This window comes from Lentzea sp. NPDC051838 (assembly GCF_040681245.1).
In the GTDB taxonomy this organism is placed as follows: Bacteria; Actinomycetota; Actinomycetes; order Mycobacteriales; family Pseudonocardiaceae; genus Lentzea.
In genome coordinates this window covers 239,273-265,724 of sequence record NZ_JBFAYI010000002.1, presented here as the reverse complement: position 1 = coordinate 265,724, position 26,452 = coordinate 239,273, and the positions used below count along the sequence as shown (strand labels likewise).

Genomic DNA, 26,452 nt, shown 5'->3' with positions numbered 1-26,452 from the left:
AAACGAGTCCTGTGCAGACGCGCCGAGCCTCGCGGCTCGCTGCTTGGCGGGTCGTTGGCAGCTCTTGAGTCACCTGGTCAGGCCGGTTTGGACCCGTTCGGCCGATAGTTTCCGTTGCAACGTTCGGCCTATCGTGCTGCGCATGGCCAGTGACCTGCAACGACGCAAGGTGACAGTGGTGTTCGGAGCAATGGACGCCAACGGGGACGGTTACCTGACCGAGAGCGACTTCCGCGCGCTCACCGACCGGTGGGTGTCGTTGCGCGGCGGTGACCAGGAGCTGCTGTCCGGGGTGATGATGGGCTGGTGGGCGACCCTGCAGGCCATCGCGGGCACCGACGAGGTGACCATCGACAACGTGCTGAGCATCGTGGACGCGCTCCCGAAGACGCCGGAAGCCGTCACCGAGACCGCCGACGCGATGTTCGCCGCCGTCGACGAGAACCGCGACGACTACATCTCCTCCACCGAGTACGACACGATGATCGCCGCCTGGCTGGGCCACGACGGCGTCACCGACTTCGCCGCGCTGGACTTCGACGGCGACGGCAGGCTGTCGCGCTCGGAGTTCGCCCAGCTGTGGCTGGAGTTCTGGGCCGGTGACGACGCTTCTGCCGCCGGTACCTACGTGTTCGGCCCCGTCTGACGGATCACGGCGAGCCTGCCGGTTCGTCGCACGCCGTCCTGGTGCCACGAGCCGGTGACCACGCCGATCGCGTCGTCCGGCGGACCGTCCTGCACAATCCGCCGGTCAAGATCGATCACTGGTGTGCGCAGAGCCGGGCCGATCAGCGTGCCGCGTGCCTGCGCCGGCCCGAAACCCGTGCGAGCAGCCGAATCCGAGATGCTTTCGGTGGCGACGAGGTCGAGGATCGCGGCGATCCACACCGGGTCCGTCACGGCGTCGTAGATCCACCGCGTACCCAGCACGCTGTGCACGGCTTCTTTCACCAGTTCGCCGTGGACGAGTGGCTCGGGGCGATAGGTCAGCGGTACCTGCCACACCTCGTTGCCGTCCTGGAGCAGGTGCGTCTCCACGCCGACCTGGCCCGCCGGATCCTCGAACCGGAAGAACCCGGTGGGGCGCAACGCACCTGACCCGTCGTACCAGGGTTGTTCCTGGACCCACGCGGGCAGGAACTCGCGGAAGTGCGGCGTGAGAGTGGCTCCAACGTGAATCGTCCCCATGCCACGCAGGCTAGCGACTAGCCTGGCGCGATGGTCCTGGGGGAACTGCACGCCGCCATTCCGAGCCCCACGCAAGGGGTGTGGCATCTCGGGCCGATTCCATTGCGCGCCTATGCGCTCTGCATCATCGCCGGCATCCTCGTCGCGATCTGGCTCACCGAACGCCGATGGGCCCAGCGCGGCGGCCAACCCGGTGCGGTGCAGCAGATCGCGTACTGGGGAGTGCCGTTCGGCATCGTCGGCGCCCGGCTGTACCACGTGATCACCTCGTGGCAGCCGTACTTCGGCCCCGGCGGCAATCCCGTGGAGGCCCTGTACATCTGGAAAGGCGGCATGGGTGTCTGGGGTGCCATCGCGCTGGGCGCGCTCGGTGCCTGGATCGGTGCGCGCCGCGCGGGCATCCGGCTGGCCGCGATGGCGGACGCGGCAGCGCCGGGAATCGCGCTGGCGCAAGGCATCGGCCGGCTCGGCAACTGGTTCAACAACGAGGTCTACGGCGGTCCCACCGACCTGCCGTGGGGACTGGTGATCCACGAGTGGGACCAGACGGCGGGCCGTGCCGTGCTCGGCCAGGACGGCACGGCGGTCGTCCTGGGCACCTTTCACCCCGCCTTCCTCTACGAACTGCTGTGGGACTTCGCGGTGGCGGCCGCGGTGATCTGGGCGGAGCGCCGCTTCCGGCTCGGCAACGGCCGCGCCTTCTGGCTCTACGTGGCGCTCTACACCGCGGGCCGGCTGTGGATCGAGGCGCTGCGAACCGACGCGGCGAACCACGTTCTGGGGCTGCGGTTGAACATCTGGACCTCGCTGATCGTGGGCGTCACGGCACTGGTCCTCCTGCTCAGGCGTGTACGAGCGTGAAGAACTCCTGACGTGAGGCGGGATCGTTCCGCAGCACACCCTGCAGCGCCGACGTGACGGTGCGGGATCCGTTGGCCCGCACGCCTCTCAGCGTCATGCACAGGTGCTCGGCCTCGATCACCACGCCGACTCCCTTGGGCCGCAGGTGTTCCTGCAACCAGTCGGCGACCTGCTTGGTGAGCCGTTCCTGCACCTGAAGGTCCCGCGCGAACATCTCCACGACCCGTGCGAGCTTCGACAGGCCCAGAATCCGTTCGCCCGGCAGGTAACCGACGTGCGCGACCCCGTGGAACGGCAGCATGTGGTGCTCGCACAACGACTGCACGGGAATCCCGCGCGCGAGCACCAGTTCGTCGTAGCCCTCGTCGTTCGAAAACGTCGTGAGGTTGAACGACCTCGGCGTCAGCAGCTCGGAGTACGCCTCGGCGACGCGGCGCGGTGTGTCGGCCAGGTGGGGCGAGTACGGATCCCTGCCCAGCGCCTTCAGCAGGTCGGCCACCGCCTGCCGCGCCCCCTCGGCGTCGATCACGCGCGCACCGCGAGCCGGGACAACGCCAGCGCACCGACCAGCAAACCGAAGTCGCGCAACGCGATGTCGTAGTAGCCGGGACCGGTCACCAGGTTGACGATGATCCCGAGCAGCCACGCGGCGACGACGAGCCCGCCCCACTTCGGCCGCAACGCCACGAGTACGCCGGCCACGATCTCGACCACGCCGACGACGTACATCGCGGTCTGCGGCGTGCCAGGCACGATCGAGTCGATCCACGGCGCGAGGTAGACGGGCCAGTCGACGAGCAGGTTGAAGAACTTGTCCAGCCCGAACAGGATCGGCGCCACCGTGAACACCGTCCGCAACAGCACGAACGCCTGCGTCGACGGGTCCGTGCGCGTCAGGACTGCCATGACTCCTCCTTCTAACGACAACTTTGGCTAACGTTAGAACCGGATGCCGATTTTCGTCAACAGGAGTAGGTTTTAGAGATGGCCGACCCCGTCGCCGCCGTCGCGGCCCTCGACGAGCCGAACCGCCGCAAGCTCTACGACTTCGTGGTGCGCCAAACCGCGCCCATCAGCAAGGACGAGGCGGCGCAAGCGGTTGCCCTGCCGCGCACGACGGCGGCGTTCCACCTCGACAAGCTGGTCGAGATGGGGTTGCTGGCCGTGGTCCACGAACGCCGTTCGGGTCGCACCGGGCCTGGCGCCGGCCGTCCGGCGAAGCTCTACCTGCGGTCAGGCGAGCAGATCGAGGTGTCGCTGCCGGACCGGCGCTACGAGGCGGCGAGCCACCTGCTCACGGACGCGCTGCTGGAAGCCGAGACCACGGGAAAGCCCGCACGGGAGATCCTCAACCGGCGGGCTTACGAGTGGGGCGAGGACCTGGCGGGGCAGGCCGACGGCGATGTCGTGCGGGCGTTGGAGAACCTCGGTTTCGAGCCTCAGCAGGAGAACACCGCGATCCTGCTGGGCAACTGCCCGTTCCACAGCCTCGCGCAGAAGCACACGCAGCTGGTGTGCGGGATGAACCTGTGCCTGGTCAGCGGAATCCTGGACGGCATCGAGGCCCGCAGTCACACCGCGAGCCTCGATCCGTCGCCAGAACGTTGTTGCGTCAGACTCGATCAGGCGCCGTCTTCCAAGTCGCCCTCGGTCTCCAGGTAGGCCGCGCGGAGGGCGTCCAAAGTGGACGGCTCCGGGTGCTCCCACATCTTGCGCTCGGCCGCTTCCAGGAGCCGTTCGGCGATGCCGTGCAGCGCCCACGGGTTGGAGGCCTGCATGAACTTGCGGGTCTCCGGGTCGAGCACGTACGTCTCGGTGAGCTTCTCGTACATCCAGTCCGCGACCACACCGGTCGTCGCGTCGTACCCGAACAGGTACTCGACCGTCGCCTGCAGCTCGAACGCGCCCTTGTACCCGTGCTGCCGCATCGCCCCGACCCAGCGCGGGTTCACCACGCGGGCGCGGAAGATCCGCGAGGTCTCCTCGGTGAGCGTGCGGGTCCGGACGGCTTCCGGCCGCGTGCTGTCACCGACGTAGGCCGCGGGTGCCTTGCCCGTCAACGCCTTCACCATCGTGACCATGCCGCCGTGGTACTGGAAGTAGTCGTCCGAGTCGGCGATGTCGTGCTCGCGGGTGTCGATGTTCTTGGCCGCCACCGCGATCCGCCGGTACGCGGACTCCATGTCCTCGCGCGCGGAGATGCCGTCGACACCGCGCCCGTACGCGTAACCGCCCCACACCGCGTAGACCTCGGCGATGTCCGACGAGTCGCGCCAGTTGCGGCTGTCGATCAACGGCAGCACGCCCGCGCCGTACGCACCCGGCTTCGAACCGAAGATCCGCAGCGTCGCCCTGCGCTGGTCGCCGTGCTCTTCGAGGTCCCGGAGAGTGTGCGCCCGCACGAAGTTCTGCTCCGCGGGCTCGTCGAGGTTCGCCACGAGCTGCACTGCATCGTCCAAAAGGGACACGACGTGCGGGAAGGCGTCGCGGAAGAACCCGGAGATGCGGACCGTCACGTCGATGCGCGGCCGTTCCAGTTCCGGAAGCGGGATCACCTCAAGACCGGTGACGCGCCGCGACTGGTCGTCCCACACCGGCCGCACACCCAGCAGCGCGAACACCTCGGCGATGTCGTCGCCCGCCGTGCGCATCGCCGACGTGCCCCACACCGACAGGCCGACCGACGGCGGCCACTCGCCGTCGTTCTCCGAGCGGTAGCGCTCCAGCAGCGAGTCCGCCATCGCCTGCCCGGTCTCCCAGGCGAGCCGCGACGGGATGGCCTTCGGGTCGACCGAGTAGAAGTTGCGGCCGGTCGGCAGCACGTTCACCAAGCCGCGCAACGGAGATCCGGACGGCCCGGCCGGGATGTACCCGCCGTCCAACGCGTGCAGCACGTGCGTCATCTCGTCCGTGGTTCGCGCAAGCCTCGGCACGACCTCGACCGCGGCGAACTCCAGGATCTTCTGCACGTCCACCGACTCGTGCAGAGTCTTCGCGACGTCAGTGTTCCAGCCCGCGTCCTCCATCGCCTGGACGAGCGCGCGAGCCTGTTCCTCAACGGCGTCGACGTCTTCACGAGTGGTCGTCGTGAGCCCGAGCGCTTCCCGCAGCCCCGGCAGCGCGGCGACCTGACCGCCCCACATCTGCCGCGCCTGCAGCATCGCGAGCACGAGGTTCACGCGGGCGTCTCCGGCCGGTGCCTCGCCGAGAATGTGCAGGCCGTCGCGGATCTGCACGTCCTTGACCTCGCACAGCCACCCGTCGACGTGCAGGATGAACTCGTCGAACTCCGCGTCGTGCGGCCGGTCGTCCATACCGAGGTCGTGGTCGAGCTTCGCGGCCTTGATCAGCGTCCAGATCTGCGCGCGGATCGCCGGCACCTTGGCCGGGTCCATCGCGGAGATGTTGCCGTACTCGTCGAGCAGCTGCTCCAGCCGCGCGATGTCGCCGTAGCTGTCCGCGCGGGCCATCGGCGGCACCAGGTGGTCGACGAGCGTGGCGTGCGCGCGCCGCTTCGCCTGAGTGCCCTCGCCCGGGTCGTTCACGAGGAACGGGTAGATCAGCGGCAGATCGCCCAACGCGGCGTCCGTGCCGCACGACGCCGACATGCCGACGGTCTTGCCCGGCAACCACTCCAGGTTGCCGTGCTTGCCGACGTGCACCACCGCGTCGGCGCCGAACGACGACTCGATCCACCGGTACGCCGCGAGGTAGTGGTGCGACGGCGGCAGATCCGGGTCGTGGTAGATCGCGATGGGGTTCTCACCGAACCCGCGCGGCGGCTGCACGATCACGACGACGTTGCCGGACTCCAGTGCCGCCAGCACGATCTCGCCGTCCTTGGACTTGCTGCGGTCGACGAACAGCTCGCCGGGCGCGTCGCCCCAGTGCTCCTGCATCGACTCGCGGAAGTCGTCCGGCAGCGTGTCGTAGAACTCGCGGTAGTCCGCCGCCGCGATGCGCACGGGGTTGCTCTCGAACTGCTCCTGCGTGAGCCAGTCCGCGTCCTGTCCGCCGGCCGCGATCAACGCGTGGATCAACGCGTCGCCGTCGAGCTCCTGCACGCCCGGCAGCGCGTCACCGATGTCGTAGCCGTGCTCCTGCATGGCCTTGAGCAGCCGGACCGTGGACGCGGGCGTGTCGAGCCCGACCGCGTTGCCGATGCGCGAGTGCTTCGTCGGGTACGCCGACAGCATCACCGCGATCTTGCGGTCCTTGGTGGGGATGTGCCGCAGCTTGCCGTGCCGGACAGCGATGCCCGCGACCCGCAGCGCCCGCTCCGGGTCCGCCACGTAGACCGTGAGCCCGTCCTCGTCGATCTCCTTGAAGGAGAACGGAACCGTGATGATCCGGCCGTCGAACTCGGGAATCGCCACCTGCGTCGCGGTGTCCAAAGGGGACAGTCCGTCGTCGTTCTCGTCCCACGACTCACGGCTCGACGTGAGGCAGAGTCCTTGCAGGATCGGCACGTCCAGCGCCACCAGCGCGCCGACGTCCCACGCGTCGTCGTCGCCACCCGCACTCGCCTTCGCGGGGTTCGTACCACCCGCCGCGAGCACCGTGACGATCAGCGCGTCGGCCTGGCCCAGCGTCTCGAGCAGCTCGGGCTCGGCCGTCCGCAACGACGAGCAGTACACCGGCAGCGGCTTCCCGCCCTTGGCCTCGATCGCGTCGCACAACGCGTGCACGAACGCCGTGTTGCCCGCGACGTGATGCGCCCGGTAGTACAGAACCGCGACCGTCGGGCCTTCTCCTGCTTCTGCGCGTTCGAGCACACCCCACGTGGGCGTCGCCTGCGGCGTGGCGAACCCGTGCCCGGTAAGCAGAATCGTGTCCTCGAGGAACTTGTGCAGCTCGGCGAGGTTCGCGGGCCCGCCGTGCGCCAGGTAGAGATGCGCCTCGGCACAAACGCCACCGGGAACCGTCGACAGCTCCATCAACGCGGCGTCCGGCTGCAGCTCACCACCCAGCACCACCACGGGCAACCCGCTGGCCAGCAGCCAGTCGAGCCCTTCCTCCCACATGCGCCGCCCACCGAGGATGCGCACCACCACGAGGCTGACGCCCTCGATCAGCGCGGGCAGGTCGTCGGCCGTGAGCCGCGCGGGGTTTCCGAGCCGGTACTCGGAGTCGCTCGCACGCGCCGACAGCAGGTCGGTGTCGGAGGTCGACAGCAGCAGGATCACGCAGGCTCCATCCCTCGTGGGGTCCTCGCCCCAGGTTGCGGGTGACTCGGAAGCGGAGTTCCTGACTCCCAGCGGTCAGCTGGTCACAGTGGCGGGACCGCGCCGGACTCACACCGGCTTCCTCCTGCGCTTCGTCGTTCATGCTCACCCTAACCGGCGGGTTACAGTCCGACCTATGCGTACTCACCCGGATGCCTGCCCAGGCGCCGTCGAGCTGCACTCCGCGGCCGACGGCGGCCTCGCGCGCATCCGGGTGCCGGGCGGCACCCTGTCGGCAGCTCAGTGGGACGTCGTCCGGGTCGCGGCTGTCGAGCTGGGCAACGGCTCGCTGGAGCTGACCTCGCGGGCGAACCTCCAGATCAGGGGCCTCGCGGACGGCGTGGAACTGGGCTCGCGGCTGCGGGCGGCGGGCCTGCTGCCTTCTGCCACGCACGAGCGCATCCGAAACATCATCGCCGCGCCGCTGGAGGACAACCAGGGGCTGGTGGACGCGCTGGACGCGGCCTTGTGCGCGGACCCGGTGCTGGCGGATCTACCTGGGCGTTTCCTGGTCACGGTGGGTGGCGCGGTCAGCGGGCTGGGTGGCGACTTCGGGCTGGTGGGCGGCGCGGCTGGTGGATCCGGCGACGGCTCCGCCTCCGACCCGGCCCACACCCCCGCCTCCGCCCGCACCCCTGGCCTGACCGCGTTGTTGCTGGCCGGCCAAGACACCGGCATCCGCGTGTCCGACCCCGTCGACGCCCTGCTCACCGCCGCCCGCCTCTTCCAGGAACTCCGCGGCCCCGCCTGGCGCCTGTCCGAAGTGGACGACGGTGTGCGAAAGATCACCGACCACTTCGGCACCACCGACGCCCCGCGCATCACCCCGACTGTGACGCCGGTCGCACCTTCACCCACCACTCCCGGCGTACCGCTGGGCCGCCTCGACGCCCACCAGCTTCCCGGCGTCGCGGTCCGGCTGACCCCGTGGCGCAGCCTCGTCGTCCCGCCAGGCACCGACGTCTCCGGCCTGATCACCGACCCGGACTCCCCGTGGCACGGCGTGAGTGCGTGCACCGGCCGCCCCGGCTGCGCGAAGTCGCTCTCCGACGTCCGCGCCGACGCGACCGTCTGGGTGAACGCGACCCACCACACACACGACCCCAGCCGGGTACCCCCAATTTCAATTCTAGGAAGCAGGTCCGACACTCCCGGTGCGGTGCACTGGTCGGGCTGTGCACGCCGCTGCGGCCGCCCGCACGGCGATGTGATCGAGTTCGTCGCGACCGGCGACGGCTACGAGGAGACCAGGTGACGGAGTACATCAAGGACGGCGCGGAGATCTACCGCCAGTCCTTCGCCACCATCCGCGCGGAGTCGGACCTCACCAGGTTCCCCGCGGACGTCGCGAAAGTCGTCGTCCGCATGATCCACGCGTGCGGCATGACCGACCTCCCGAACGACGTCGCCTTCTCCCCCGACGTCGTCCGCAACGCCCGCGCCGCACTCCAAGCGGGCGCACCGATCCTCTGCGACGCCAACATGGTCGCGTCCGGCGTCACCCGTCGCCGGCTGCCGAAGGACAACGAAGTCCTGTGCTACCTCCAGGACCCGCGCACCCCGGCGCTTGCCCAGCAACTCGGCAACACCCGCAGCGCCGCCGCCTTGGAGCTGCTCCAAGACAGGTTCGAAGGGGCGGTCATCGCCATCGGCAACGCCCCCACGGCGCTGTTCCACCTGATCGACCTGATCAACCAGGGCGCGCCAAGACCAGCCGCCGTCCTGGGCATCCCGGTCGGGTTCATCGGCGCGCGGGAGTCCAAAGAAGCTTTGGCCGCAACGGACTTGGAGCACCTCGTGGTCCACGGCCGGCGCGGCGGCAGCGCCATGACGGCGGCGGCCATCAACGCGATCGCGAGCGAGGAAGAATGACGGGCAAGCTCTACGGCGTCGGCCTGGGTCCCGGCGACCCGGAACTCGTGACGGTCAAGGCCGCGCGACTCATCCGGGAAGCCGACGTGGTCGCCTTCCACAGCGCGCGCCACGGCCGATCTGTCGCGAAAACCATCGCGGAGCCGTACTTCCGCGAGGGTCAGGTCCTCGAGCAGCTCGTCTACCCGGTGACGACCGAGGACACCGACGACTACCAGGGCGAGATCGACCAGTTCTACGAGGAAGCCGCCGCCCGGCTCGCCGCACACCTCGACGCCGGCCGCGATGTCGTGGTCCTGGCAGCGGGAGACCCGTTCTTCTACGGCTCCTACATGCACATGCACAAGCGCCTGAAAGACCGCTACGAATGGGAAGTCGTCCCAGGCGTCACGAGTGTCAGCGGCGCGTCAGCGGTCCTCGGCACCCCACTCGTGGAACGCGACGAGGTCCTCACGATCCTCCCCGGCACCCTCCCACCGGCCGAGCTCGCCGCACGACTCGCGGACACCGACTCGGCCGCGATCCTCAAGCTGGGCCGCACGTTCAAGAACGTCAGGCAGGCCCTGGAAGCGTCGAACCGCCTGGAAAACGCCTGGTACGTCGAACGCGCCACCACGGGCCGTCAGAAGACCTCGAAACTGGCCGACGTCGACCCGGACACCGTCCCGTACTTCTCGCTGGCCCTGCTCCCGAGCAACTCGAAGCCCGAGCCGGAGAAGAGCCAGGTCACCGTCATCGGACTCGGCCCCGGCCACAGCAACTGGCTGACCCCCGAAGCCAAGCAGGAGATCGAAGCCGCGGACGACCTCGTCGGCTACACCACCTACCTCAACCGGCTCCCGGACCGCCCCGGGCAGACCAAGCACGCCTCCCACAACCAGGTCGAGGAGGAACGAGCCGCGTTCGCCCTCGACCTGGCTCGCAAGGGCAAGCGAGTCGCGGTCATCTCCTCGGGCGACCCCGGCGTGTTCGCCATGGCCACCGCGGTCCTCGAAGTGGCGGCGGAAGCCCAGGACGTCCCGGTCAAGGTCATCCCGGGCGTCACGGCGGCCAACGCCGTGGCAGCCAAGGCGGGCGCCCCGCTCGGCCACGACTACGCGGTGATCTCGTTGAGCGACAGGCTCAAGCCGTGGGACGTCATCGCCGAACGCCTGACCGCGACGGCCAAGGCCGACCTCGTGATCGCCATCTACAACCCGGCGTCCAAGGCCCGCACCCACCAGGTCCAGGAGATGCGCGACCTGCTCCTGCAGCACCGCGCCCCGGAAACCCCGGTGGTCATCGGACGCGACGTCGGCGGCCCCGAGGAAGAGATCCGCGTCAGGACGCTCGAAACCCTCGACCCCACCACGATCGACATGCGCTGCCTGCTGATCATCGGCTCGTCCCAGACGGTCGTGACCGAGGCAGGCGTCGTCTTCACCCCCCGGCGCTACCCCTCGTAAACCCAGGGCCACTGGCGAGCCACACCAGCGCTTCGTCGACCGTCGCGACCGTCGAAGCAGGCGGCAGCGGCGGCCGGCGCACGATCACGACCGGAACCCCCAGCCGTGCAGCCGCTTCGAGCTTCGCGGACGTCATCGATCCGCCGCTGTCCTTGGTCACCAGCACGTCGATCGCGCGCGACCGCATCAGCTCCAGCTCACCCTCCACAGTGAACGGGCCACGCGACAGCAACACCTCGATCCGGTGCGGCATCGGAGGTTCGGGCGGCTCGACCATGCGCGCCAGAAACCACTGCGGACACCCGGCGAACTCCGCGAGATCCTGCCGCCCGGTGGTGAGGAAGATCCGCTCACCGGGCAGGTTCCGCGCCGCCTCGGCAACGCTGTCCACCCACTGCCAGCCCTCACGAGGTGCGAAACCTGGCCTTTGCAGCACCAGAAACGGCACCCCGACCCGCGCACAAGCCTCGAAGGCGTTGGCCGTGATCCGCGCGGCGAACGGGTGGGTGGCGTCGACAACGGCGTGGATGCCGTTGTCTCGCAACCAAGACGCCAGCCCGTCGACACCGCCGAACCCGCCGACCCGCACTTCGCCCTCTGGCAGACGAGGATTGCTCACCCGTCCAGCCAGCGAAGAAATCGCGGGAACACGAGCAGCGAGTTCGCGAGCCTCCCCCGTCCCTCCCAGGATCAGGATCATCGAACCCGAGTCGCCGAGTACAGGTGACTGTCCGGGAACTGCGTGGCCCCGAGCGTCCGCCCCACGATGATCACCGCGGTCCGCTTGATCCCCGTCGCGGCAACCTGCGAAGCGATGTCGTCCAACGTCCCGCGCAGCACCACTTCATCCGCCTGGGACGCATAAGCCACCACCGCGACAGGACAGTCCAGCCCGTAGTTAGGCACCAGCTCCGCGACCACGTCGGCAATCCGTTGCACAGCCAGGTGCAAGACCAGAGTCGCGTGCGAACGACCCAACGTGTCCAGGTCCTCACCGTCCGGCATCGGTGTCGCCCGTTGCGAGGTACGGGTCAGGATCACCGTCTGTCCCACCCCGGGCACGGTCAGTTCCCGTTGCAGCGACGCAGCAGCAGCCGCGAACGCCGGCACGCCAGGCGTCACGTCGTAAGCGATGCCCAACGCGTCCAGCCGACGCATCTGCTCAGCCATCGCGCTGAACACCGCGGGATCACCGGAGTGCAACCGCGCGACGTCCAGCCCGGCGTCGGAGGCCGCGACCAGCTCGGCCACGATCTCGTCCAGCGTCAGCGAAGCCGTGTCGACGAGCCGCGCCCCGGCAGGACAGAACTCCAGCAGCTCAACGGGTACCAACGCCCCGGCGTACAGGCAGACCGGCGACGACTCGATGAGCGAACGTCCACGCACGGTGATCAGATCAGCAGCGCCAGGACCAGCACCGATGAAGTGCACGGTCACTTGACCACGCTCCAGGTCGTGACGGGCATGTGCGGCCGCCACCCGGTGAACTTCCCTACCGACGACCCCCGGTTCACCGCGATCCGCACCAGATCCCCGCCGAGGCGCGCGTACCACTGCGCCACCACGGCTTCGGACTCCAGCGTCACCGCGTTCACCACCAGACGACCACCGGCACCGAGAGCGTCCCAACAGGCCTGCACCACGCCGGGAACCGTCAGCCCGCCACCGATGAAGATCGCGTCGGGCTTCTCCAGCCCCTCCAGCGCGACCGGAGCACGTCCAATGTGGACGTCGACGCCGGGCACGCCCAGCGACGCAGCGTTACGCACGATTCGCTCTGCGCGCACGGCGTCCTGCTCCACCGCGATCGCGCGGCACGTCGGATGCGTCCGCGCCCACTCGATCGCGATCGAGCCCGAGCCTGCTCCGACGTCCCACAGGAGCTGCCCCGGCAACGGCGCCAACGTCGACAGCGAAATAGCCCGCACCTCACGTTTGGTCAACTGGCCGTCAGTCTCGTACGCGTCGTCCGGCAGCCCGGGCACCCGCGAGTAGGCGCTCCCGGCGTACTCGGCAGCGATGACGCACAACGGATCCGCACTTTCCCCGGACCACTGGTAGACCCGCTCGGCGGGCCCACCCAACTGCTCCAGCACTGTAATCGGCCCAACGATTTCCGCAACGGTCTGCGGGTCACCGCCGAGTACCAATATTCGGCGCCCAGGTGACAGCGCGGCCCGCAGCAGGTCCGGCGAGCGCCCCACCAGCGACACGACCTCGACCTCGTTCAAGGCCCAGCCGAGCCGCGCGCACGCCAGCGACACCGACGAAGGATGCGGGATGACAGTCACCCGAGACCCCAGCAACCGCACCAAAGTCGTGCCGATTCCATGGAACATGGGATCGCCGGACGCCAGCACGCACACGTCCCGGTACCGCTCGAACAACGAGGGCAGCGCCGGGACCAGCGGCGACGGCCACGTCACCCGTTCGAAGTCACCCTGCACCAATTCCAGCTGCCGCCGACTTCCCATCAACACCCGCGAGCCCAGCACCGCGGCCTGCGCAGCCGGCGACAGCCCGTCCCACCCGTCGGCCCCGATGCCGACCACGACGACGTCAGACGGTTCCGGTGACACGCCGCACCTGGATCTCGATCACCACGCGGTTCGGGTTCACCCGAGGCTGCCGATACCGCACCGCGTACCGCCGGACGGCCTCGTCCACGGACGCCGCGTCGTCACGCACCACGGCGGGTCCCTCCAACGTGGACCAACGGCGACCGTCCACCTGGCACACGGCCGCGTGACCAGCGCGCCTCACGTGCTTGACCTTCCACGAACCACCGTCGGTGATGATCCGCGCCACCCCAGCCTCGACGTCGACCGTGACCCCCACCGGGACCACGTGCGGAGTTCCGTTCGGACGCACGGTGGACAACGTGCACAGGTGCCGTTCGGTCCAGAACTCGGCGAACTCGGCGCCCCGCTCGATCGACATGCCACGAATCATGCACAAGCGGCCCCCTCGACACGAAATCGAGGGGGCCGTGTTCCAGAGCACTACGGATAGCTGACGACGTTCACCGGAACAGTGCCCGGCGGCGTCACCGCACCCACGTTGTTCACCACGTGGGTGATCGTTCCCTGGTAGTTGAGCGACACGGTCAGCAGGTTGTGCATCCTCACGCCGGACCGGTTGGGCACCTCGAAGGCGTTCTCGGCGCGCACCGACGGGTTGACGTTGAAGAAGCAGTAGCTGCCCAGCCCCCACGCCTCGTGCGTGGTGACGTTGTCGCCGACCTTGTAGGCCGCGTACCCGGCCTGCCCGTTCGGCCTGTTCCAGGACGCCTGGTTCGGCACGTCGTACGGCATCTCGTTCTGGAAGAAGATCGTCCGTCCGCGTTCACCGTTCCAGATCACCTGGTACTTCTGGTAGTGCTCGACGAAGAGTCCGGTGGCCAGCACGTCGTTGCCGTTCACCACGAGACCGGTGTCACCGATCGCCTCGTTCCAGCCCCAGGTGCCGGCGTTGCCGTGGTCGGCGCGCCAGATCCAGGTGTGGTCGATGATCGTGTTGTTGCTGTTCACGACCAGGCTGTTGGTCGCCTTGCCCGCGACCGCTCCGCCGACGCGGAAGAACACGTCCTGCAACGTGGTGGGGTTCGCCGCGTGGTTGGCGGACGAACCCGAAGGCCCGACCGTCAGCAGCGAGCTCGACAGGGTCGTGCCCGCGTCGAACAGGATGCCCTTGATCCGCACGCCGTCGACGTCCGCCACCTGCATCGCGGTCACACCGTTCTGCGGCACGATCGTCGCGTACCCGATGCCCAGCACGACGGTGTTCGGCCGCGTGATGTTGATCGTCTGGTTCACGTTGTAGATGCCGGGCGTGAAGAACAGGTTGCAACCTTGGGACAGCGCCGCGTTGATCGTCGACGCGGTGTCGCCGGCCTTCACGACGTAGAACTGGCTCATCGGCAACGAGCTGCCCGACGTGCCACCGTTGATCCACGATGCGCCGGAAGCGTTGGTGCGCAAGGAAGGCAGGAACACCCGGTACTGGCCGCCCTCGAAGTAGAGGTACGGCACGTCCCGCGACACCGGCGTCGTGGCCAGCGTCGTCTCGGGCGGCGTCGGGAAGGTGTTGGCCGGCGCGCCGGGCGTTCCGGAGAACACCATGTTCCACACGCCGCCGTCCCAGCTGCCGTAGTTGGAATCGCGCGTGTACCACTGCTGCTGCGAGATCGACGCCGTCTGTCCCGACACCCGCGTGTCAGCCGTGTAGCCGCCCGACGCGAACCCGTACGACGCCGGGTACAGCGCCAGGTTGCCGCGGATGTCCATGCGGCGGAACGGTGCCGCCTGCGCCACGGCCCACCGGTTGGTGCCGCTGCTCGGGTTGACCGCCATGTTCTCGGCCGACCGCCAGAAGTTCTGCAGCGCGACGCCCTTGTCCGACTCGTTGAACGCGTCGACCGTGATGTCGCCGTTGATCACGACGTCGCCGGGGTTGCGGCCGAGGCCGGAAACCGAGGTGTAGTAACCGACGTCGTCGTGGTTGGTGTATGTGCCCGGCTTGAACAGGTGCGCGACCCGGCGCGGCGCCATCTGCGCCGTCAGCGTGTCCTTCTGCGCGTTGAAGTCGGTGTCGAGCTGCGCCTGGATGCTCGCCGATGACATCGACGGGTCGAAGATCCGGGTGTTCGGCCCGAAGTTCGGCGTGTCGGACTGCGCACAGCCCTGCTGCGTCCCGATCGTGTAAGTCGCGCTGCCCACCGACGAGTTCGCGAGCCCGGCCTTGATGCCGATCGCGTTGATCGTCCGGCTGGTGGGAACGGAGATCGGCCCGGAGTAGAGCGGAGAGCTCGCCGTGGGCGTCGAACCGTCCACTGTGTACCGGATCGACGCACCGGCCGTCGCCGTCGTGATCGTCACGGTCTGCGCGGACGTGTACGCACCACCGGGCGGGCTGAAGCCCGGCGTGGCGACGGGCGCCTGCGTGCTGCCGTGCGTGTAGGTGAAGTGCGGCGTGTCGTACTGAGGTCCGCTCTTCTCGTAGGTGAACCAGTATTCGATCACAGTGCCGCTGGAGAGAGACCCGACGGTCTTCTGCCAGACTCCGCCGTTGTTGGTCATGCGGAAGTTCTGCTGCGGAACATTGGTGATCAGGTAGTGCACGTCGACGTACAGGGCAGGGGTCGTCGGCGTGAAGTCGATCCTCGCCTGAGTGGCGTCCAGCGCCGTCACGTTCTGCGTGTAGTCCGCGGCCGCGGAGGCGGCCGTGGACGACGCGACTGACGACAGGGCAATCGCTGCGGCGGCCAGTCCGGCCAGCCATCTCACCTTTGAGAGCGCTCTCACACCTGAGAACGGTAAGCAGGAAAGAGTTCAAAAGACAAGCGACGTTTTCACCCGAACGAGCCCGTACCTTGGACCGAAAACAACCCATAGCGTTTTTTGGCATGACCCAAGCGACATCCACCGCGTACAGCCGGCTCCTGGGCGACGAGCTTCGACTGCTGCGCGAGCGGTACTCGACTCTCAACGGCCGCAAGTTCGCCCTGCAGCTCGGCTGGGATCCGAGCAAGGTCTCGAACATCGAGAACGGCAAGGCGCGCGCGAGCGAGATCGACCTCGCGCAGTACCTCACGGCGTGCGGCCAGGACATAGACATCTTTGATGACTTCAAGCGCCGCTACTACAACGCCTTCGACCTCGTCTGCGCCCTGCCGGCGAGCAACGTCCGCACGCTCGCGATGGCGGAGTCGACAGCTACGAAGATCACCAGCTACGACGTGGCGTCGCAGCCCTGCCTGTTCCAGACGAAGCAGTACGCGCGCGAACTGCTGACAGAAGGCGGAATCCACGCGCCGGAAGAGATCGAGCGGTATGCCGACGCACGCGTCGAACGCCAAACGGTGCTGCGCCGGCCGTTCCGCCCGGAGTGCCTGTTCTACCTCCACGAGTTCGCGTTGCAGCAGCGCGTCGCCAACGCTCAGGTCATGGAGGACCAGTACCTCCGCCTGATGTTCAACACGAACATCATCCGCATCGTGCCGCTGCACGCCGGAACAGCCGGCCTCGAGTCGAGGTTCACGCTGTACGAGTTCGAGAAGGCCGCCCCGATCGTCTTCACGGAGACGAACCTCGTCCAGGTCTTCGCTCAGGACCCCACCGTCGTCAGGCAGAGCAGGGACCTGATCGAGCGACTGGACTCCGTGGCGTTGGACTTCGACCAGTCGAAGGACAGGCTGGCGAAGTACGTCACCGCGCTCAGGTCCCCCGGTTCTCGTTGAGGTAGTTGTAGATCGTGTAGCGGGTGACCTCCAGGACACCCGCCAGATGATCGACCGAGTCGCGGATCAGGAAGAACCCCGCCTCGTCGAGCACCCGCACGACCTGCGACTTGTGCACCTTCTTCATGAGCTCGACGGGCACACCGACGTCCGCGATCGCCTTCTCCACCAACACCCTTTGGAGCGTGTCCACGTCCTGGGGAAACGACTCGACAGGCCCGGAAGCTTCGTGCGCGGCCAGCTTGTTGACGCACAGGCACCCCACGGCCACCCCGGCCGCGTCACGCACGAACGTCGTCGACGACCAGATCGCCCTGCCGTCGGGCGCATAGGTTTCGTAGCCGGGCATGTCCGTGGTGGTGCCCCGCCTGACCAGTCCCAGCAACAGATCGGTCATCGGGCCGCCCACCTGCCGTCCGGTGAGCGACCCGGCGATCGCGATGATCGAGTTGGGCAGCCGCGACAGGTCGTGCACCACGACCTCGGTGTCCGGTCCGAGCGCCGAGGCGAGGCTGTCGACCGTCGGCACCAACGCCGACAACGCGGCCGGCACCGGTGAACTCGCTTTTCCTGACAACGACTTCAGCGCGGCTCGGACGCGTTCCAACGTGCCGCGTGAAGTCGTGGCATGCGGCGACAAGCGGACGTGCTCAGGCCTGACCGTGGCCGTGACTCCGAAGGCGTTCAACGCTTCCCCGACCTTGGGAGCCGCCTCGGGCATGGTGAACGCCAGGATCCCCGCACGCCGTTCGCGTGCCGACACGATCTTGCCGCCGCACGACAGCACGATCTCCTCGAGCTCGGTGACGATCTCGGACACCGCGTCGTCCAGGCCGGAAACTCCTGCCAGCTCGACCAGTTCGAGCGCCTCCGCGAAGGCGCCCGACACGACCGGCGAGAGGTTGGTGATGTTCCACGACGCCGCGTCGGGTGCGGCGTCGTGCACCGAGTCGTCGAACAGGCCCGCGTCGACCGCGCCCGTCCAGCCGGACAGCACGGGCTTGAGCCGTTCCAGTGCCCGGTCCGACAGCACCACGAAGCCCGTGCTCCACCCGGCCCGCAACCACTTCTGGCCGCCGACCACGAGCACGTCGGCGAGCTCCCAGGGCTCGTCGACGACACCGAAGCCCTGGATGCCGTCCACGATCAGCAGCCGGTCGCCGATGACCTCGCGCAACGTCGCCAGATCGGCGCGATAGCCGGTGCGGAAGTCCACAGCGGACACCGACAGCGCCGAAACCTCAGGCGTCAGGCGGGTTGCGACGGCGGCGGGTGCCACCGGACCGTCGAAGGTGATGGACGGCAGCCCCGCCCGCACCCACGGATAGGTGTTGGACGGGAACTCGGACGCCGAGTACAGGACGGTCCCGGACAGCCCGAACGCGGCCTGGAACAGGCCGATCGAGGTGTTCGGGACGAGCGCCACGTGATCGGTGTCGGAGCGGCACAACCGGGCGACGGCGGCCTTCACCCGTTGCTCCTCGCGCATCAGCGTGTCCACTGTGGAGGGCCCCGCGAGCGAGGCCTGTTCCATCAGGCGCGAGGTGGTCGTGACCACGGGGATCGACGGCGGGCCGAAGCGGGCGAAGTCGAGGTACCCCTCCGGTTCGCGGAACTGGGCGAGGTACGAGGCGTCGATCAACTCAAAGCACCTTTGCGAGGAACTGTTGCGTGCGCGGCTGTTGTGGATTGTCCAGCACATCGGCCGGTGTGCCGCTCTCCACCACGGCGCCGTCGACGAGGAACACCACGCGGTCGGCGACCGAGCGGGCGAAGCCGATCTCGTGAGTGACCACGATCATCGTCATGCCGTCGCGGGCCAGCGAGGTCATCACGTCGAGCACCTCGCCGACCAGCTCCGGGTCCAACGCGGACGTGGGCTCGTCGAACAGCATCAGCTTGGGCTTCATCGCCAGAGCGCGCGCGATCGCAACACGTTGCTGCTGGCCACCGGACAGCTGCGCCGGGTAGGAGCCCGCTTTTTCGGCCAGTCCTACCCTTTCCAGCAGCGCCAACGCCTCGTTTCGCACGGTGGCGCGGTCGCGTTGGAGGACCTGGACCGGGCCTTCCATGATGTTCTCCAGCGCCGTGCGGTGCGGGAACAGGTTGAAGCGCTGGAAGACCATGCCGACGTCACGGCGTTGCCGCGCGGCTTCTCGTTCCCTGAGCTCGTACAGCTTCCCGTTCGCCGCGCGGAACCCGACCGGGACGCCGTCGACCCAGATGCGTCCGGCGTCGATGGTCTCCAGGTGGTTCACGCACCTGAGGAACGTGCTCTTGCCCGCGCCGGACGGCCCGAGCAGGCAGACGACCTCGCCGCGCTCGACCTCCAGGTCGATGCCCTTGAGCACTTCGGTGTGGCCGAACGACTTGCGGACCCCGATCGCCTCAACGAGGGCCATACGCACGCTCCAGGTAGTGCTGCCCGATCGACGCGAGGGACACCATCACGAGGTACCAGGCCGCGGCGGCGAACAGGGTTTCCATGATCTCCAGGTTGCGCGACGAGATGTTGTTCGCGGCGTGGATGAGCTCCAGGAAGGCGATCACCGACGCCATCGAGGTGCCCTTGATCATGTTGATGAAGTTGTTGCCGGTCGGCGGGATGATCACGCGCATCGCCTGGGGCAGAACGACTCTCCTGAGCGTCGTCAGGGGCGTCATGCCGATCGACTTGGCGGCTTCCGTCTGTCCTTCGTCGACACTGCTCAGGCCGGCGCGGACGATCTCGGCCATGTAGGCGCTCTCGTTGAGCCCCAAGCCGAGCAGTGCCGCGACGAACGCCGTCATGACCACGTTCGTCGGCACGGAGAAGAGCATCGGGATGCTGATGTTCTTGAACACCAGTGCGAGGTTGAACCAGATCAGGATCTGCAGCAGCACCGGCAGGCCGCGGAACAGCCAGATGTAGCCGACGGCGAACCACCGGGCGACGGGGTTGGCGGACAGTCGCATCAGCGCCACGACGACGCCGAGGACGATCGCGCCGCCTTGTGCGGCGACTGCCAGCACGATGGTGTTGAGCAGGCCTTCGAGCATCACCGGGTGGGTGAAGAAGCCCGGGACGTCCTCCCACTGGATCTGCGCCTCCGCCATCGCCCAGCCGAGGCCGGCGATGATCAGGAGGATGATCGCGCCGCTGACCCACCGGCCGGGGTGGCGCAGCGGCACGACCTCCAGTTCTTGATCACTTGCCATTGATCGCGGCCTTGGTGATCGCGCCCTGCTTGATGTCCCAGGTGCTCAGGATCTTGGTGTAGGTGCCGTCGTCGATCAGCGACTGGAGCGCGCCCTTGATGGCCTCGGCGAGCTTGGCGTTCTGCTTGTTGACGCCGATGCCGTACGGGCCGCCGTTGATCGGGGCGAGCGGGACGACCTCGAAGTAGCTGCCGTCACCCGCGGTCTTCGCGACGTAGACGGCGGTCGGCAGGTCGTTGAGGATCGCGGCGACGCGGCCGGTGCGCAGCTGGTTCTGGTTGCCGGTGTCGCTGTCGGTGACGCTGACCTGGACCTCCTGCTTGCCCTGGTCCTTGCACTTCTGGCTCTGCTCCTTGGCGAACTGCTCCTGCGAGCTGCCGAGGTTCACCGCCACGCCCTTGCCGCACAGGTCGTCCGGGCCCTTGACGCTCTGCGGGTTCCCCTTCTGGACCATGATCGTGATGCCGGACGTGAAGTAGTCCACGAAGTCGATCTTCTGCTGGCGCTCGGCGGTGTCGTTCATCGCCGCCATCGTGATGTCGACGCGCTTGGTCTCGAGGCTCGTGATCAGCGAGCTGAACGCCATGTCGCTGTGCTCGGCCTGCAGCCCGAGCTTGGCGGCGATCGCCTTGATCAGGTCGACCTCCGACCCCATCGGCGTCTTGCCGTCCTGGTCGTAGAAGTTGTTGGGCGGGTTCTGGATGTTCGACCCGACCTTGAGCTTCCCGCTCGACGCGATCTCGGCGGGCACCAGCGCGGCAAGCGCGTCGTCCTTCTTGACCGACGACAGGTCAGACGACGGCGGAGTGCTCGTCTGCGTGGTGTCAGACGTGCCTCCGCAGGCAGCAAGCGTTGCGACGAGCAACGAGGTCACGAGCAGGCGCGGCATCATGGCGGGCACGCTACAACTTGGAGTTGAACCCGTCCACAAAAAGTTGAAGCCACCCCCTAGTGCCACCCCTACCCACCCCCTGCTCGCCGGCGTGGTGGGCCTCGTCTCGACACGGGTTGTCTCCGGGAATTCACCTCCGCATGCTCAATTCTTCGAGGTGTACTTGCGAGAAAAGGGGAGGTCGGCGATGGCGATGCCGATACCGTCCGCTCATTCCTGCCCGGACACCGACGTCCTGGTCATAGGGCGTGGTGTTTCCGCCTGGGCGCTCTCCGTTTTGCTGGCCCAGCGCGGCTGGCTGGTCACGCTGGCCGATCCTTCTGGTTCCGAGGACAAGTTTCCGCGGGTCGTCGGGCTGGACTCAGCGACTCTGCGGGTGCTGTCGAACTGCGGAATCGGACGTGTGCTGGCCGGAATCGGCGTTCCCGGCACCGAACTGGAATTGCGCGGCCCGATCCTGCGTTTCCAGCGGGGCCCGTTCACGATGTTCCGGCAGTCCGGCCTGGAATCCGCTCTCGCCACCCGCGCTTCTCGCCTGCCGAACCTGCAGATCCTCCACGGCCGTGCCGCCTCTTTGTTGGTCGATCACGGCGGCCACGCGTCGTCCTTGATCGGCTTCGAACCCCTGACGTCGTCGTGGATCGTGAGCTGCGACGGCCGGCACAGCTTCCACGGCCACCTCCCGGGCTGGCGGTCCGGCCGGATCCTGCTGCCGGTCAGACCGAGCCTGCTCGACGTCTCCACGCTCTCCTGGCAGCTTGACCTGGTACTTCGTGGGCGGGCTGATGGTTCGTTGCTCGACACGTTCCCTCTCGACGGCCCGCTGCTGCCGTCCGCGATCGTGGAATCGCCGGACGTGCGCGGCCCGTTGGACGAGGTGCTGGGTCCGGGCTTCGTCCTGCTCGCGTTGGACGAGGTGCACTCGCTCGGCCGGTCGCGCCGCGCGTTCCTCGACGACCTGGGCTGCAAGGTCGTCCGCGTTCTCCCGGCCGGTTCTCCGGCTCGCCCCGGCGCTGTCGTCGACACCGAGAACGTGTACGTGCCATTCCTGATGTCGTCCGGCGCCCGCACGGCCCTGATCCGCCCCGACCACTATGTCTTCGGGTTTGCGGACACGCCGTCCGCGCTCGTCGACGACCTGCGTTCACAATTGTTTCAAGCTAGGCCGTTGGAGTGAATCACACCTTTTCGGGTGACCTGCCGACGCGGTCGGTGACGTGGCAGGGACGTGAAGTTGATCGGACGAACCACCCAGCTCGAACTCCTCGGCACCCTGTTGGGTCTGACCCTTTCCGGAAATGGACAGGTCGCTTCGGTGACCGGCCCCGTCGGCACCGGCAAGACCGAGCTGATTCACACTTTCGCGGAAATAGCGTCAGCCACCGGCCTGCGCCACCTGACGGCCACCTGCACGCCGTCCGAACAGGCCCTGCCGCTGGGCGTCCTCTCCCAACTGCTCCCCGTGTCACCCGGTTCGTCGGCCTTGGACCCGGTCCAACTCCACACCCTGTCGACACGTTTGGTGACGTCGGACGTCCCGCTGCTCATCACCGTCGACGACATCCAGCACGCCGACCCTCTCTCGTTGGACTGCCTCTTCTACGCCGCCCGCCGCGTGTGTGGCAGTCGTGTGCTGCTGCTCCTGACCGAAGCCGACGGCCCCACGCCCCTGGTCGGCGCCCTCTCTCGCGAACGCCACTGCCACCGTCTGCGCGTGGGCGTTTTCAACGTCTCTGAGGCGAGCCTGCTAGCCGGCCCTCGCGCTCTCGAGGTGCACCGTCTGACCGGCGGCAACCCGTTGTTGGTGCACGCCGTCCTGGATTCCTCTTCGCTGCGCGAGGACCTTCTGGCCTGCGTGCACCGCAGCCACCCGTACGTCCTGCAGACCGCGTTGGCGCTGGCCGTGCTCGGTTCGCCCGACCTGATCAGCGACCTGACCGGCCTGGACCCGGCGGTCGTCCCACGCGTCCTGGCCACGATGGAGTCGTCCGGCCTGGTGCTGGACGGCGCGCTACGCCACCCGTCTCTGGCCGGCTACCTGCTCGACGCGCTCCCCCGCCACGAACGAGGCGACCTGCACCTGCGCACCGCCCGCCTGCTCTTCGACCGCGGCTCGCCCGCCTCTCTCGTAGCCCCGCACCTTCTGGCGGCCGACCGCCCGCTGGCGGCCTGGGCAGCGCCGGTCCTCCAGTCAGCCGCCTCACTCGCGCTGCAGGACGGCGCTTCCTCTTCGGCCGTCCGCTACCTGGAACTGGCGACCCGCACAGCCACCGACGACTCCTCCCGCGCCTCAGCCCGCTCGCGCCTCGCCGCGGTGGAATGGCACGACAGCCCGGTCACGGCCGCGCGCCACGTCCCGGCCCTGATGGCCGCTGCTCGCTCAAGCTTGCTCGACCCGAGCGAGTCCTTGTCGCTGGCGCGCCTGCTGCTGTGGCACGGCCGCAACGCCGACGCCACCACCGTGCTCGGCCAGATCGCCGGCAGCCCGGCACCAGGTAATGCCGAAACCTCCGCAGCCCGCGGCCCCCGCACCTCAGCGGCACAGATGACCAGCGCCGCTGCAGCCCGCCTGCCCAAAACCTCCGCAGCGCCAAGCGCCAGTCCAACGACGGGCGTGCTGCGGGCCTGGCTCTACTGCCACCTGCCGGGACACGCACGCGCTATGACCGCCCACCACACACACGACTCCGGCCAGGTACCCCCATTTCCGATTCTAGGAAGCGGGTCTGACACCGCCATCGCACCAGCCGGGCCCCCGCCAACCGAACCCGCGCCAGCCGAACCCGCGCCAGCCGAACCTGCGCCAGCCGAACCTGCGCCAACCGAACGCCCGCCAGCCCTGCCCACACCAGCCCTGCCCACACCAGCCCAACCCGCGCCACGTCGACCGACCGCCTTCGAAGCCTGGGCCCACGCCGCCGAGCCCTGGGCCGACACCCCCGAACCCCACACGCACGCCGCCAAACCGTGGGCACGCGCCGCCGAACCTCACGCACACGCCACCGGACCCCTGGCACGCGCCACCGAACCCTGGACCTACACCACCGGACCCCACGCGCGCGCCGCCGAACCCCACGCGCACGCCACCGAACCCCAGGCACGCGCCGTGGCACCCCTCGCGCACATCGCCGAACCCTGGGCCCGAGCCGCCCTCACCCTGGAAGCAGTCCTCCGAGGCTCCCAAGACACCACCACCGCCGAAGAGCTGCTCCAAGCCGCCCGAACCACCAGCGTCTCCGACCACCCGATAACCGCCCTAGCCGCCCTCGTCTACGCAGGCGAGCTGGACAGAGCCGCAGAGTGGTGCGACCGCCTCATCCCGGCCAACCGCTCCACCACCCTCAAAGCCCTGCTGATCAGCGTCCAAGCCGAGGTCAGCCTCCGCAAAGGCGACCTCACCAACGCCACAAAACAGGCAACACAAGCCCTGACAACGTTGTCACACCAAGCATGGGCCACGGCCATCGGCTACCCCCTCAGCACCGCACTCCTGGCCGCCACCAGAGCGGGCGACCAAGAAGCCCACAAACTCGCCGAGATCCCGACCCCACCCATGCACGAAACCAGAGCAGGCATCCACTACGCGTTCGCAAGAGCCCACCACCACATGACCAACAACCGAAACCACGCGGCGCTCAAAGATTTCCTGCTCATCGGCGAGACGCTGACCCACTGGCAGATGCGAGACATAGTGCAGTGGCGCGCGGGCGCAGCAGAGGCGTGGCTAAACCAGGGCAACAAAGCCCAAGCGAGAGCCCTGCTCGAAGACCCCAGAACCGGCCACGAACTCAGGCTCAGAGCAGCCGTAGAGGACAAGCGACACCGCCCGGCGATCCTCCAGCAGGCCGCCGAAGACCAGCAGGACCAGTACGAGCTGGCCAGGACGCTCGAAGATCTGAGCAAAGCGTGGCAGGCGGTCGGCGAGCCCAGAAGAGCCAGGATGACCGCGCGACGAGCCGCCAACACGGCGCAGAAGACCACCACGTACGACTTGTCCGAGGCCGAGCGGAAAGTGGCGCGACTCGCCGCGCGGGGTCACACGAACAGGGAGATCGCGGACCAGTTGTTCATCACCGCGAGCACGGTCGAACAGCACCTGACCCGCGTGTATCGCAAGCTCAACGTCAAGTACCGGACGGACCTGCCGGCCGACATAGCAGGGTGACCGCGGGCACGCCAGGGAATTCCGGACACGCATCGGCCGTTGAACGGGTCACCGAAGCAACGACGAGGAGGACCCCCAATGGCGACGGTCGAGCTGACCACTGAGAACTTCGACGATGTGGTCGGTGGGTCCGGCATCGTTCTGGTCGACTTCTGGGCCGAGTGGTGTGGCCCGTGCAAGGCGTTCGGCCCCACCTTCGAGGCCGCGTCGGAGAAGAACGAGGACCTGGTGTTCGGCAAGGTCGACACCGAGGCCCAGCAGGAGCTCGCGGCGACGTTCGGCATCCGCAGCATCCCGACGTTGATGATCGTCAGGGAAGGCGTCGTGCTGTTCTCGCAGCCGGGCGCGCTGCCGGCGAACGCGCTGGACAGCCTGATCCAGCAGGCGCGCGACGTGGACATGGAAGAGGTTCACGCGAAGGTGAAGGAAGCCCAGCAGGGCTGATTCACAACGGCCGGCTGTGGGTACCTGACGTGCATGAACACCGACACGTCGACCGCGCAGCTGGTCAGTCAGCTGTCCGAGCAGGTGAGCAGGCTCGCTCGCGACGAGATTCGTCTCGCGGTCGTTGAGCTCAAGGACAAGGGCAAGCACGCCGGTGTCGGCGCCGGGATGTTCGGCGCGGCCGGCGTGTTCGCGTGGTGGGGCGGGCTCAGCGTCGTCGCGGGCCTGATCCTGCTGCTCACCCTCGTAGTACCGCCGTGGGCGGCCGCGTTGATCGTCGCGGCCGCCCTTTTGCTCGTCGCGGGTGTCGCGGCGCTCGTGGGACGCGGACAGGTCCGGCGTGCGGCCCGGCCGCTGCAGGTGGTGGAGAACGTCCACGACGACATCGCGGCGATCAAGGAGGGGGCACACCGATGAACGGTCCCAGGGAGGATCTGCAGCACGAGGTCGAGCGGACCCGGCAGGAGCTGGGTGAGACCGTGGAAGCGTTGGCGCACAAGGCCGACGTGCCCGGCCGGGTGAAGGCGCAGGTGCAACGCAAGCCGTTGCCGTCGGCGGTTCTCGCCGCCGCGTTCATCGGGGTTGTCCTCCTCATCTGGAAACTTTCCAGGAGGAATGGATGAAGTTCCTGTACCGCCCACTGGGAATGCTGCTCGGCGCGTTGGGAGGGTTCCTCGCAACCGCGATCTTTGGTCAAGTGTGGAAAGTCGTGGCGGGTGACGAAGAAGCACCCAGCGCGACGATGCGGAACCGCAGTTGGCGCGAGGTCCTGCTGGCAGCGGCGTTGCAGGGTGCCATCTTCGGGCTGGTGAAAGCCGCGATCGACCGCGGTGGCGCCAAGGGATTTCAGAAGCTGACGGGCAAATGGCCCGGCGACGAAGAGGATTGATCGCCGCTCGAAGCGCTCCCGCGCACCAGGCCAAT

General features: G+C 68.0%; 26 protein-coding genes and 1 riboswitch. Of the genes, 13 read left to right on the top strand and 13 right to left on the bottom strand.

The window, feature by feature from the left end; genetic code table 11:
• Window positions 1–73: 73 nt before the first annotated feature.
• Window positions 74–646, top strand: a complete 573-nt coding sequence (locus AB0M24_RS07200) for an EF-hand domain-containing protein (RefSeq protein WP_363763030.1) — start codon at window positions 74–76, stop codon at window positions 644–646.
• Here AB0M24_RS07200 and AB0M24_RS07195 read toward each other — a convergent pair.
• Window positions 625–1,188, bottom strand: coding sequence for a hypothetical protein (locus AB0M24_RS07195; RefSeq protein ID WP_363762096.1), 564 nt, complete (start codon window positions 1,186–1,188; stop codon window positions 625–627). The two genes, AB0M24_RS07200 and AB0M24_RS07195, sit on opposite strands and share 22 nt — an antisense overlap.
• A gap of 30 nt (window positions 1,189–1,218) precedes the next feature.
• On the opposite strand from AB0M24_RS07195, the gene lgt reads away from it, so the two are divergent.
• Window positions 1,219–2,049 (top strand): prolipoprotein diacylglyceryl transferase, encoded by an 831-nt coding sequence (lgt, locus tag AB0M24_RS07190; protein ID WP_363762094.1) that lies wholly within the window; start codon window positions 1,219–1,221, stop codon window positions 2,047–2,049.
• Here the strand turns inward: lgt and folE are convergent.
• Together folE and AB0M24_RS07180 are read right to left on the bottom strand one after the other, a co-directional pair.
• Window positions 2,030–2,578, bottom strand: coding sequence for a GTP cyclohydrolase I FolE (gene folE, locus AB0M24_RS07185; RefSeq protein WP_363762092.1), 549 nt, complete (start codon window positions 2,576–2,578; stop codon window positions 2,030–2,032). The two genes, lgt and folE, sit on opposite strands and share 20 nt — an antisense overlap.
• Window positions 2,575–2,955, bottom strand: coding sequence for a DoxX family membrane protein (locus AB0M24_RS07180; RefSeq protein ID WP_363762090.1), 381 nt, complete (start codon window positions 2,953–2,955; stop codon window positions 2,575–2,577). The genes folE and AB0M24_RS07180 overlap by 4 nt, the downstream gene beginning before the upstream one ends.
• A 78-nt stretch (window positions 2,956–3,033) precedes the next feature.
• On the opposite strand from AB0M24_RS07180, the gene AB0M24_RS07175 reads away from it, so the two are divergent.
• Window positions 3,034–3,711 carry a helix-turn-helix domain-containing protein gene (locus tag AB0M24_RS07175; RefSeq protein WP_363762088.1) on the top strand — a complete coding sequence of 226 codons (678 nt, stop codon included), beginning with the start codon at window positions 3,034–3,036 and terminating at the stop codon, window positions 3,709–3,711.
• Here AB0M24_RS07175 and cobN read toward each other — a convergent pair.
• Entirely contained in the window at window positions 3,672–7,235 is a 3,564-nt protein-coding gene (gene cobN / locus AB0M24_RS07170) for a cobaltochelatase subunit CobN (protein ID WP_363762086.1), read from the bottom strand. The genes AB0M24_RS07175 and cobN overlap by 40 nt on opposite strands.
• A gap of 34 nt (window positions 7,236–7,269) precedes the next feature.
• Window positions 7,270–7,383, bottom strand: a riboswitch (cobalamin riboswitch).
• Between the two features lie 27 nt (window positions 7,384–7,410).
• On the opposite strand from cobN, the gene AB0M24_RS07165 reads away from it, so the two are divergent.
• The 3 genes from AB0M24_RS07165 to AB0M24_RS07155 are packed head-to-tail and all read left to right on the top strand — an operon-like array spanning window position 7,411 to window position 10,591.
• Window positions 7,411–8,529, top strand: a complete 1,119-nt coding sequence (locus tag AB0M24_RS07165; protein WP_363762084.1) for a hypothetical protein — start codon at window positions 7,411–7,413, stop codon at window positions 8,527–8,529.
• The gene (locus tag AB0M24_RS07160) at window positions 8,526–9,146 is read left to right on the top strand and encodes a precorrin-8X methylmutase (protein ID WP_363762082.1); all 621 of its coding nucleotides are present in this window, start codon (window positions 8,526–8,528) and stop codon (window positions 9,144–9,146) included. The genes AB0M24_RS07165 and AB0M24_RS07160 overlap by 4 nt, the downstream gene beginning before the upstream one ends.
• Window positions 9,143–10,591: a precorrin-2 C(20)-methyltransferase gene (locus AB0M24_RS07155; RefSeq protein ID WP_363762081.1), complete on the top strand. Its 1,449-nt coding sequence runs from the start codon at window positions 9,143–9,145 to the stop codon at window positions 10,589–10,591. The genes AB0M24_RS07160 and AB0M24_RS07155 overlap by 4 nt, the downstream gene beginning before the upstream one ends.
• Here the strand turns inward: AB0M24_RS07155 and AB0M24_RS07150 are convergent.
• The 5 genes from AB0M24_RS07150 to AB0M24_RS07130 all read right to left on the bottom strand — a co-directional run bounded on the left by AB0M24_RS07150 (window position 10,566) and on the right by AB0M24_RS07130 (window position 15,867).
• On the bottom strand, window positions 10,566–11,291 hold the full coding sequence (locus AB0M24_RS07150) for a cobalt-precorrin-6A reductase (RefSeq protein WP_363762079.1): 726 nt from the start codon (window positions 11,289–11,291) through the stop codon (window positions 10,566–10,568). The two genes, AB0M24_RS07155 and AB0M24_RS07150, sit on opposite strands and share 26 nt — an antisense overlap.
• A complete protein-coding gene (cobM, locus tag AB0M24_RS07145) occupies window positions 11,288–12,028 on the bottom strand; it encodes a precorrin-4 C(11)-methyltransferase (protein WP_363762077.1) in 741 nt (246 codons plus the stop codon). Before cobM ends, AB0M24_RS07150 begins: the two co-directional genes overlap by 4 nt.
• Window positions 12,025–13,170, bottom strand: coding sequence for a precorrin-6y C5,15-methyltransferase (decarboxylating) subunit CbiE (gene cbiE / locus AB0M24_RS07140; protein ID WP_363762075.1), 1,146 nt, complete (start codon window positions 13,168–13,170; stop codon window positions 12,025–12,027). The genes cobM and cbiE overlap by 4 nt, the downstream gene beginning before the upstream one ends.
• Window positions 13,151–13,531, bottom strand: a complete 381-nt coding sequence (locus AB0M24_RS07135; protein WP_363762073.1) for a TIGR03618 family F420-dependent PPOX class oxidoreductase — start codon at window positions 13,529–13,531, stop codon at window positions 13,151–13,153. The genes cbiE and AB0M24_RS07135 overlap by 20 nt, the downstream gene beginning before the upstream one ends.
• Before the next feature lie 62 nt (window positions 13,532–13,593).
• A complete protein-coding gene (locus AB0M24_RS07130; protein ID WP_363763028.1) occupies window positions 13,594–15,867 on the bottom strand; it encodes a chitobiase/beta-hexosaminidase C-terminal domain-containing protein in 2,274 nt (757 codons plus the stop codon).
• Between the two features lie 128 nt (window positions 15,868–15,995).
• Between AB0M24_RS07130 and AB0M24_RS07125 the strand changes: the two genes are divergently transcribed.
• Window positions 15,996–16,829, top strand: coding sequence for a helix-turn-helix transcriptional regulator (locus AB0M24_RS07125; protein WP_363762071.1), 834 nt, complete (start codon window positions 15,996–15,998; stop codon window positions 16,827–16,829).
• On the opposite strand, the gene AB0M24_RS07120 is transcribed toward AB0M24_RS07125, so the two are convergent.
• Genes AB0M24_RS07120 through AB0M24_RS07105 form a run of 4 tightly spaced genes read right to left on the bottom strand, consistent with a single transcriptional unit; the run spans window position 16,807 to window position 20,919 of the window.
• Window positions 16,807–18,471, bottom strand: a complete 1,665-nt coding sequence (locus AB0M24_RS07120; protein ID WP_363762069.1) for an aminotransferase class V-fold PLP-dependent enzyme — start codon at window positions 18,469–18,471, stop codon at window positions 16,807–16,809. The genes AB0M24_RS07125 and AB0M24_RS07120 overlap by 23 nt on opposite strands.
• A 1-nt stretch (window position 18,472) precedes the next feature.
• Entirely contained in the window at window positions 18,473–19,237 is a 765-nt protein-coding gene (locus tag AB0M24_RS07115; RefSeq protein ID WP_363762067.1) for an amino acid ABC transporter ATP-binding protein, read from the bottom strand.
• The gene (locus tag AB0M24_RS07110) at window positions 19,218–20,027 is read right to left on the bottom strand and encodes an amino acid ABC transporter permease (RefSeq protein ID WP_363762065.1); all 810 of its coding nucleotides are present in this window, start codon (window positions 20,025–20,027) and stop codon (window positions 19,218–19,220) included. Before AB0M24_RS07110 ends, AB0M24_RS07115 begins: the two co-directional genes overlap by 20 nt.
• Window positions 20,017–20,919, bottom strand: coding sequence for an ABC transporter substrate-binding protein (locus AB0M24_RS07105; RefSeq protein ID WP_363762063.1), 903 nt, complete (start codon window positions 20,917–20,919; stop codon window positions 20,017–20,019). Before AB0M24_RS07105 ends, AB0M24_RS07110 begins: the two co-directional genes overlap by 11 nt.
• A 187-nt stretch (window positions 20,920–21,106) precedes the next feature.
• Between AB0M24_RS07105 and AB0M24_RS07100 the strand changes: the two genes are divergently transcribed.
• The 6 genes from AB0M24_RS07100 to AB0M24_RS07075 all read left to right on the top strand — a co-directional run bounded on the left by AB0M24_RS07100 (window position 21,107) and on the right by AB0M24_RS07075 (window position 26,417).
• Window positions 21,107–22,096 (top strand): FAD-dependent monooxygenase, encoded by a 990-nt coding sequence (locus AB0M24_RS07100; protein ID WP_363762061.1) that lies wholly within the window; start codon window positions 21,107–21,109, stop codon window positions 22,094–22,096.
• A 57-nt stretch (window positions 22,097–22,153) separates the two neighbouring features.
• Window positions 22,154–25,084: a LuxR C-terminal-related transcriptional regulator gene (locus AB0M24_RS07095; protein ID WP_363762059.1), complete on the top strand. Its 2,931-nt coding sequence runs from the start codon at window positions 22,154–22,156 to the stop codon at window positions 25,082–25,084.
• A 78-nt stretch (window positions 25,085–25,162) separates the two neighbouring features.
• Window positions 25,163–25,528, top strand: coding sequence for a thioredoxin (gene trxA / locus AB0M24_RS07090; RefSeq protein WP_363762057.1), 366 nt, complete (start codon window positions 25,163–25,165; stop codon window positions 25,526–25,528).
• A 33-nt stretch (window positions 25,529–25,561) separates the two neighbouring features.
• Window positions 25,562–25,945, top strand: a complete 384-nt coding sequence (locus tag AB0M24_RS07085) for a phage holin family protein (protein ID WP_363762055.1) — start codon at window positions 25,562–25,564, stop codon at window positions 25,943–25,945.
• Complete coding sequence (locus tag AB0M24_RS07080) at window positions 25,942–26,151, top strand: DUF3618 domain-containing protein (protein WP_363762052.1); 210 nt, start codon at window positions 25,942–25,944, stop codon at window positions 26,149–26,151. Before AB0M24_RS07085 ends, AB0M24_RS07080 begins: the two co-directional genes overlap by 4 nt.
• Window positions 26,148–26,417: a DUF4235 domain-containing protein gene (locus AB0M24_RS07075; protein WP_363762050.1), complete on the top strand. Its 270-nt coding sequence runs from the start codon at window positions 26,148–26,150 to the stop codon at window positions 26,415–26,417. The genes AB0M24_RS07080 and AB0M24_RS07075 overlap by 4 nt, the downstream gene beginning before the upstream one ends.
• Window positions 26,418–26,452: the final 35 nt, after the last annotated feature.